This is a genomic window from Pantoea sp. R102 (genome assembly GCF_004916815.1).
Lineage (GTDB): Bacteria > Pseudomonadota > Gammaproteobacteria > Enterobacterales > Enterobacteriaceae > Pantoea > Pantoea dispersa.
Map to the genome: position 1 here is coordinate 1 of NZ_SDFT01000200.1, position 7,328 is coordinate 7,328.

The 7,328-nt window shown below is 60.3% G+C and carries 7 protein-coding genes and 4 tRNA genes; all 11 read right to left on the reverse strand.

Features of this window, described 5'->3' with window-relative positions; translation table 11 throughout:
• Positions 1-68: 68 nt before the first annotated feature.
• Positions 69-145, reverse strand: a tRNA-Pro gene (locus ERD80_RS18940).
• Between the two features lie 36 nt (positions 146-181).
• Positions 182-268 (reverse strand) — tRNA-Leu (locus ERD80_RS18945).
• Between the two features lie 16 nt (positions 269-284).
• Positions 285-360: transfer RNA gene (locus tag ERD80_RS18950), tRNA-His, on the reverse strand.
• Between the two features lie 90 nt (positions 361-450).
• Positions 451-527: transfer RNA gene (locus tag ERD80_RS18955), tRNA-Arg, on the reverse strand.
• A 159-nt stretch (positions 528-686) separates the two neighbouring features.
• Positions 687-1,421, reverse strand: coding sequence for a lipopolysaccharide N-acetylmannosaminouronosyltransferase (wecG, locus tag ERD80_RS18960; RefSeq protein WP_059010782.1), 735 nt, complete (start codon positions 1,419-1,421; stop codon positions 687-689).
• A 28-nt stretch (positions 1,422-1,449) separates the two neighbouring features.
• Complete coding sequence (gene wzyE / locus ERD80_RS18965; RefSeq protein ID WP_021506980.1) at positions 1,450-2,793, reverse strand: ECA oligosaccharide polymerase; 1,344 nt, start codon at positions 2,791-2,793, stop codon at positions 1,450-1,452.
• The gene (locus ERD80_RS18970) at positions 2,790-3,860 is read right to left on the reverse strand and encodes a TDP-N-acetylfucosamine:lipid II N-acetylfucosaminyltransferase (protein ID WP_136548069.1); all 1,071 of its coding nucleotides are present in this window, start codon (positions 3,858-3,860) and stop codon (positions 2,790-2,792) included. The genes wzyE and ERD80_RS18970 overlap by 4 nt, the downstream gene beginning before the upstream one ends.
• Positions 3,857-5,110, reverse strand: coding sequence for a lipid III flippase WzxE (wzxE, locus tag ERD80_RS18975; protein ID WP_058758104.1), 1,254 nt, complete (start codon positions 5,108-5,110; stop codon positions 3,857-3,859). Before wzxE ends, ERD80_RS18970 begins: the two co-directional genes overlap by 4 nt.
• Positions 5,110-6,240: a dTDP-4-amino-4,6-dideoxygalactose transaminase gene (rffA, locus tag ERD80_RS18980; RefSeq protein ID WP_021506983.1), complete on the reverse strand. Its 1,131-nt coding sequence runs from the start codon at positions 6,238-6,240 to the stop codon at positions 5,110-5,112. The genes wzxE and rffA overlap by 1 nt, the downstream gene beginning before the upstream one ends.
• Entirely contained in the window at positions 6,240-6,935 is a 696-nt protein-coding gene (rffC, locus tag ERD80_RS18985) for a dTDP-4-amino-4,6-dideoxy-D-galactose acyltransferase (protein ID WP_136548071.1), read from the reverse strand. The genes rffA and rffC overlap by 1 nt, the downstream gene beginning before the upstream one ends.
• Positions 6,913-7,328, reverse strand: a 416-nt coding sequence (locus tag ERD80_RS18990) for a sugar phosphate nucleotidyltransferase (protein ID WP_248295874.1), incomplete at its 5' end; no start/stop codon positions are given. The genes rffC and ERD80_RS18990, both read right to left, overlap by 23 nt.

A 7,328-nucleotide genomic window follows, 5' to 3' on the forward strand; every position in this document is an offset into this window, starting at 1 on the left:
AGGTTCTCATCCTCTTTTGCTACAGACGAAAAAAAACCTGCTTTTTGCAAAGCAGGTTTCTTAAATGATGGTCGGCGAGAGAGGATTCGAACCTCCGACCCACTGGTCCCAAACCAGTTGCGCTACCAAGCTGCGCTACTCGCCGATTTTGTACTGCCTGTTACTGCTTACTTGTTTTGCCTGGTGCGAAGAGAGGGACTTGAACCCTCACGTCCGTAAGAACACTAACACCTGAAGCTAGCGCGTCTACCAATTCCGCCACCTTCGCATGTCCCAGCAAAATCTGGGGTGGCTAATGGGACTCGAACCCACGACAACTGGAATCACAATCCAGGGCTCTACCAACTGAGCTATAGCCACCATAATTCTGGTGCGTAAGCGTAACCGCTTACTTAATGCACTGCATAACGCGGTTAAACCAACCACCGAAGCTCTTGCGCACAAACTAAATGGCGCGCCCGACAGGATTCGAACCTGAGACCTCTGCCTCCGGAGGGCAGCGCTCTATCCAGCTGAGCTACGGGCGCGTAGCGCCGTTGCGGATGGGCATACTACGTATTTGACTCCAGGCTGTCCAGTGCTTTTTCATAAAAAAATCGCGTTTGCTTACGCTTTGTGCATTCCGTCGATAAATAACGCAATTTGCCTGCTTAACCTGCCGGAATTACAGCACTATTCCTGCCGCGTTACAGATCGCCGCGCCAGTGATAGCGTAAATATTTCAGCAGTTTTAACTGGCGGCGCCAGCGTGATGGCTGGCGTATCAGGCGATACAGCCACTCCAGCCCTAATTGCTGCCAGATGCGCGGCGCACGCGTGACGTGGCCGGTAAAGACGTCATAGGTGCCACCGACGCCCATATATAGCGCGTGCGGCCAGTGTTCGCGGCAGTCGCGCATCAGCAGCTCCTGGCGCGGCGATCCCTGCGCCACGGTCACAATCTGCGCCCCGCTGGCGGCAATGCGCGCAAACAGCGCCTCGCGTTCGGCTGGAGCGAAGTAGCCGTTCTGGCTGCCCACGATGTTGACATTCCACTGACGGCGTAATTTATCGCAGGTTTCCTGCAGCACCTGCTCACGCCCGCCGATTAAAAACACCGGAATACCGCTGCGGCCCGCCTGTTCCATCAGCGCTTCCCACAGATCGGCGCCGGCGATGCGGTTCACCGTTAGCTGCGGGTACTTTTTACGCAGCGAACGCACAATGCTGATGCCGTCCGGGTACTTGATCTCCGCGGCGGCGATCAGCGCGCACAGCTGGGCATCCTCTTCCAGCGTCAGCATCTTTTCGGCGTTGATCGCCACCAGCGTGCCGCTGCGCGGCTTGCCGTCCGGCAGCAGAAAGTGAAGAAAGCTCGCCATATCGGCGAAAGCGTGTAAATCGATGCCGCGCAGGGTATAACGCGGATGATCGGTTTCCATGGTCGGTATTTCCCGTCAGGCCCGGAGGTTAAGCAGAGCGCGATAAAACTGGCTCCGCGCGCGGGCGAATCAGCCCGGCACGCGCTAACAGCCAGAAAAGTAACTTCGCCAGCCCAACACAGGCGGCGAAAATCAGGCAAAAGAACACCACGCGCGAGCCGAATGCATCCAGCCCTTCGCGCGCCAGCACGATCATATTGAACACCGCGCCAAAGCAGAAGCTTTGCAAAATGGCACCGCTGTAGCGGTTGCCGGCTTCGCGCCCCTGCTGGTAGAGAGAATCAAACCCTTTCATCAACAGCCCGACCGCTATCGCCCCAAGGGGAATAAAGCCTGCGCCGCCCATGATCAGCAGCGAGCCGAGCAACGTGGGCGAAATCGCCAGCCCGGAGTGGTTATTCAGCACTTCCCAGGTGAAATAGTTGGCGCTGTTGAGCACCATCGATGGCCGATCCGGCCACAGCCAGCCCGGGATAAACACGTAGAAATCACGCCAGATCGGTGCCAGCCCCTGAAAATCGATTTTGTCGTAATTCTGCAGCAGCAGCGCAAGGTTTTCCCACGGCGAAAAGGTGTCGCGCGTCAGATAGAGAAACGTGTAAAACGCTTCATCACCCACCACGTCGAGATTGTAACGACGCAGCGCCAGCCAGAACATGCCGCCAATCGCCATCACGCCGGCCCCCACCAGCATCCACAGCGTAATCCAGCCGCGCGTAATGCCGATGAACAGGAACAGTGCAAAGGCAATGATGATATTGGCGCGCGTCCCGCCCACCAGCGCATAGGTCAGCAGACCAAACGCCACCGTGATCAGCAAAAACAGCAGCCACTGGCGCTGGGTAGGATTAAGGAAATAGCGGATCAGCATCGCCGGAATGAAGAAGTAGAAGAAACGCTTGAGCGCCACGCCGGACACTTCGCTGGAGAAGATCTGGTTATAGGCCGACAGCCGGAACAGCAGCAGGCCGTTATGCATAAAGAACACCGTGACGGTTCCCACCGCCACCAGCGCCAGCAGCAGGCAGGTCAGATGGGTTTCCACCCGGTTCATCGTCAGCCAGGGTTTGCGCGGCGCCGCCTGCGCAGGCCGCAGCCGCACTTTGTAGCTGACGTAATAGATGGCGTAGAAACTGGTGGCGGCCAGCAGCGCCTGCAGCAGATAGTCTGCCGGCACCACGCTGACGTTAAAGCGGAATACCAGGACGCTGGTCAGCGGAAAGCCAAAGTAAAAGGTCAGCAAAAACAGCAGGGTAAAGAACAGGTGGAAATTAAAACGCACCCGTTTAAATTCGCGCCAGGTCAGCGTCAGAATGAAGCCCAGCGAAAACAGATACACCACCAGCAGACCACTAAACTGCAGCAGGCTCATGTTGACTCCCTTTCACTCTCCGCCAGCGCGTGGCGCCATCCCGCCAGATAGCCCGGGGCAAAAAAGGCGATAGCGGAACGATCGCACTGCGCCAGCTGACGCTGCGCCTCCGCCACGCGCGTGCGATCCAGCGCATCAGCGCTGAATAACACCGGCAGCCCCTGCTCGCTCAGGTCACGCCAGAACGGATTCTTACGGTTAACCACAAACGGAATGCCGGCCTGAATCAGCAGGCACAGCGTACCGATGCCCTGCTGACGCTCGAACATAAAATAACCGAGCTGACAGCGACTCAGCAATTGCAGATAGGCAGTGAAGTCGATTTTGTCGCGCAGCAGCGTCACCTGGCCGCGCGGAAACAGGCGCTGCGCGGCAGCATCAATCTCATCGATGTACTCGTAGTTGCTGGCCGGATAACCGAGCGGGATCACCACGTTAACCTGCTCACCAAACTGGCGGCGAATCGCCTGCAATCCCTCAATGTGCCGGTTGCTGCGATCGCCCGAGTTGCCGAGCAGAATGGTAAAGCTGTCGCTGGCGGCAGGGGCGGGTATCGCGGCCTCCGGCATACGCGTTGGAAAATAGAGCAGCGAAGTGGGCACGCGCGGATGACGCTGCTGGAAAAAGTGCAGATCGCCGCGCGTGGCAAACACCTGCGCCATGCGCCCCTGGGCGATACGCCGCAGCAGATAAAACAGGCGGTACTTCAGCCCGGCGCCCTCTTCGTAGAGATCGGCGCCCCAGACGTGCCAGAACGCCTGCTGTCGCCGCAGCTTGCCGCTGAGCAGCGCCAGCCACAGGCGCGGATTGAACTGGCCGTGAAAGAAGAAGCGCTGACGGCGAGCGGCGGCGCGTGCGATCACCGCCTGCGCCAGCGCGCGCTTGCTGGGATACACGTCGATCTGCAGCTGAGGATAGGCCAGCAGGGTATCCGGCGCGGCCGACACCACCATAAACTGACGCGGCGCGTCGGCTGGCGATTCAACGCTCATGACGTCGTTAAAGAAGCGCAGCAGCGTGTGATTGTGATGCGGGATATCGGAGCCCAGCACGTGAAATAGCGTCATTTTTTCCGGCAATAAATCAAGAAAGCGCCACAGCAAAGGGCAAAGTAGAGCACGTAGGTCGCCATATAAGCCTGCGCCGCGCCCGCCGTTCCGTGCAATGGGATCAGCCAGTGCGCAAAGGCGGTCAGCAGCACAAACTGGCTGATTTCCGTGAGAATATAAAAGCGCAGTGAGGCTTTGGCGATCACCAGGTATCCGAAAACATAGGCGCCTACTTTAAAGACGTCACCGCACAACTGCCAGACAAAAAGATCGCGCATGGCGCTGAACTGCGGGGAAAACAGCAGCCAGATGGCGACATCGCGCAGCAGCCAGACACAAAAGCTGGCCGCCGCCACCGCCGGCAGCACAAAGCGCAGCGCACGGCCAATTTCGCGCGCGATGTCAGCTTTATGCTCCAGCCGTGCCAGCGTTGGCAGCAGCCAGACGCTGAACGTGGCGGTGATAAATTGCAGATACGCATCGGAGATGCTGGTGACGCCCTGCCACAGCCCGACCTGCGCCCAGCCCTGCTGCTGCGCCAGCAGATTACGCATCATCACCCAGGCTACCGGCAGGGTCACGGCCGTCATCAGCGCCATCAGGGTAAATTTGGCCAGATTACGCGCCAGCGCCGGCTGCCACTGCGGCATCAGCCAGCGCAGTGGCAGTTCCTCGCGGTGGCGTCGCAGCATCCACAGCGCCGGCCCGACCAGCAGCGCTGGCACCAGCGCCAGCCCGACCAGCGCACCGGCATAGCCACCCAGCCACCAGCACAACACATAACCCACCACGCCGATCAGGCTGCCGGCGATCAGCGCCAGCGCGTTACCGCGCGCATCGCGAAAACCTTTCAGCAGCGCCAGCGTCAGGTTGGCCCAGGCAATACCCAGCTGCAAAAAAGCGACGATGCGCACCACGTTTTGCCAGGCGGCGTGGCCAAACAGCGCCCGGCTGATGGGCTCCGCCGCCAGCAGGAACAGCAGCGCCAGCAGTGTGGAAAACCCCAGCACCATTGCCGACGCGGTGCCGGTCACGGCACGCAGCTGCGCCGGCTGCTGGCGGAACTGCGCGACATAGGTGGTTACGCCGTTAAAGATACCCGCGCCGGCCAGCACGCCGAGCACGGTAATCAGCTGGCGAAAGTTACCCGCCTGGCCGACACCCTCGGGGCCGAAGCTCACGGCCAGCAGTTTCACCACCAGCAGGCCAGCGACAATTTTTACCAGCGTGGACGAGGCGGTCCACACTGAGGCTCTGGCTAACGACATCAGGCAAAGAAGCTCAGCAGCGAACTGATTACCGTACGCTGGTTGTTGTCCGACAGGTTGTAGAACAGCGGCAGCCGCAGCAGGCGCTCGCTCTCGCGCGTAGTGAACGCATCCGTGCCGTGGAAGCGGCCAAAACGCGTGCCGGCCGGTGAGGAGTGCAGCGGGATATAGTGGAACACGGTGAGGATCTCAGCTTCCTTCATCCAGTTAATCAGCGCCTGGCGATCCTCGCTGTCGCGCAATTTGAGATAGAACATGTGGGCGTTGTGACGGCAGCTGGCCGGCACCGCCGGTAACGCAATGCGCCCGCTGGCCGCCAGCGGCTGCAGCGCGTCGTAATAGTTCTGCCACAGGCGCAGACGCTGCTGGTTGATGCGTTCCGCCGCTTCCAGCTGCGCCCACAGATAAGCCGCCTGCAAGTCCGCCATCAGGTAGCTGGAACCAATATCGCGCCAGGTATATTTATCCACCTGTCCGCGGAAGAACTGGCTGCGGTTGGTGCCTTTTTCGCGGATGATCTCCGCACGCTCGATCAGTTTCGCCTCGTTGATCAGCGTGGCGCCGCCTTCACCGCCGGCGGTGTAGTTTTTCGTCTCATGGAAGCTAAAGCAGCCAATATGGCCGATGGTGCCCAGCGCGCGCCCTTTGTACTGCGACATCACGCCCTGCGCCGCATCTTCAATCACATACAGCTGATGCTTCGCTGCCAGCGCCATGATGGTATCCATCTCGCACGCCACGCCCGCGTAATGTACCGGCACGATGGCGCGCGTTTTCGGCGTGATTGCTGCTTCAATCTGCGTTTCGTCGATATTCAGCGTATCCGGACGCACGTCGACGAACACAATGGTGGCGCCGCGCAGCACGAAGGCGTTGGCGGTGGAGACAAAGGTGTAGCTCGGCATGATCACTTCATCGCCGGGCTGGATATCGATCAGCAGCGCGGCCATCTCCAGCGAAGCGGTGCACGAGGGCGTCAGCAGCACTTTTTTGCTGCCAAAATGCTGCTCCATCCACTGCTGACAGCGCCGGGTAAAGCCGCCGTCGCCGCACAGCTTGCCGCTGGCCATCGCCGACTGCATATAGTCAACTTCAGTGCCCACAACCGGGGGCGCGTTAAATGGGATCATCAGGCTTTCCTGTAAAACCAGTAGGCGGTGCTTTCCAGCCGGGCACCGCTGCGTAAATAGAGGCGCATCGCCGTAAGATTGCTGAGCTGGGTTGCGACCCGCAGACGCTCGAGCTGGCGCACCCGGCCCCAGTCGGCTGCCGCCAGCAGCAAACGCTGACCGACGCCGTTGCCCTGCGCCGCCGGCAGCACCGCCAGCAGACCGATACGCGCGTCACCGGCGACTTCGCGCATGGAGACGAAACCCTGCAGCGCGCCCTGCTCGTTGCAGGCGATCAGACACTGGTGATCAAAAGTGCCGCGCACCGCGTTCTCAATCCACTGTGCGTAGAAGCGGTCGCTGTCTTCAGCGTCAAACCAGGGAGCACGAAAACGGCTCTGGCTAAACGCCTGGGCCGCTGCCGCGCGCAGCTGCGGGATCTGCGCTTCGCGCGCGATGCGCACGCCGGTCTGCCGTTCGGTGCGTTTGATATTGATCGCCAGATCCGCTTCGCCTTCCACCAGCTGAAAACCGTGCTGGCTCAGCGCATCTATCGCCGCGCTGTCCTGCGCCGGCACCTTAACCTGCCACAGCGTGTAAGGCTGCTGCAGCGCCTCGGCCAGCGGCACATCGCCATCCAGCGTCAGCCGCGCCGTGGCGCAGCGGAAGAAGTCGCTCTCCCACGCAAGGGGATCAATACTGACGCGGACGGGCATGCAGAATATCCAGCAGATACTGGCCGTAGCCGGTTTTGGTCAACGCCTGTGCCGCTGCCAGCAGCTGCTCATCGCTCAGCCAGCCGTTGCGCCAGGCAATCTCTTCGAGGCAGGCAATTTTAAAGCCCTGGCGTTTCTCCACCGTTTGCACGAACACGCTGGCCTCAATCAGGCTGTCGTGGGTGCCGGTGTCCAGCCAGGCAAAGCCGCGCCCCAGCAGCTCCACCGCCAGTTCGCCCTGCTCCAGATACATCTGGTTGATGGCGGTAATTTCCAGCTCGCCGCGCGCCGAGGGCTGCACCTGCTTCGCAAACTCCACCACGCGGTTGTCGTAAAAGTAGAGGCCGGTGACTGCCCAGCGCGATTTCGGCTGCTGCGGCTTCTCTTCAATCG

Bases quoted from the DNA above. Each gene is read 5' to 3' on its own strand.
- wzxE (WP_058758104.1), bottom strand. From the start codon at position 5,110: ATGTCGTTAGCCAGAGCCTCAGTGTGGACCGCCTCGTCCACGCTGGTA.
- wecG (WP_059010782.1), bottom strand. From the start codon at position 1,421: ATGGAAACCGATCATCCGCGTTATACCCTGCGCGGCATCGATTTACAC.
- ERD80_RS18970 (WP_136548069.1), bottom strand. From the start codon at position 3,860: ATGACGCTATTTCACGTGCTGGGCTCCGATATCCCGCATCACAATCAC.
- rffC (WP_136548071.1), bottom strand. From the start codon at position 6,935: ATGCCCGTCCGCGTCAGTATTGATCCCCTTGCGTGGGAGAGCGACTTC.
- wzyE (WP_021506980.1), bottom strand. From the start codon at position 2,793: ATGAGCCTGCTGCAGTTTAGTGGTCTGCTGGTGGTGTATCTGTTTTCG.
- rffA (WP_021506983.1), bottom strand. From the start codon at position 6,240: ATGATCCCATTTAACGCGCCCCCGGTTGTGGGCACTGAAGTTGACTAT.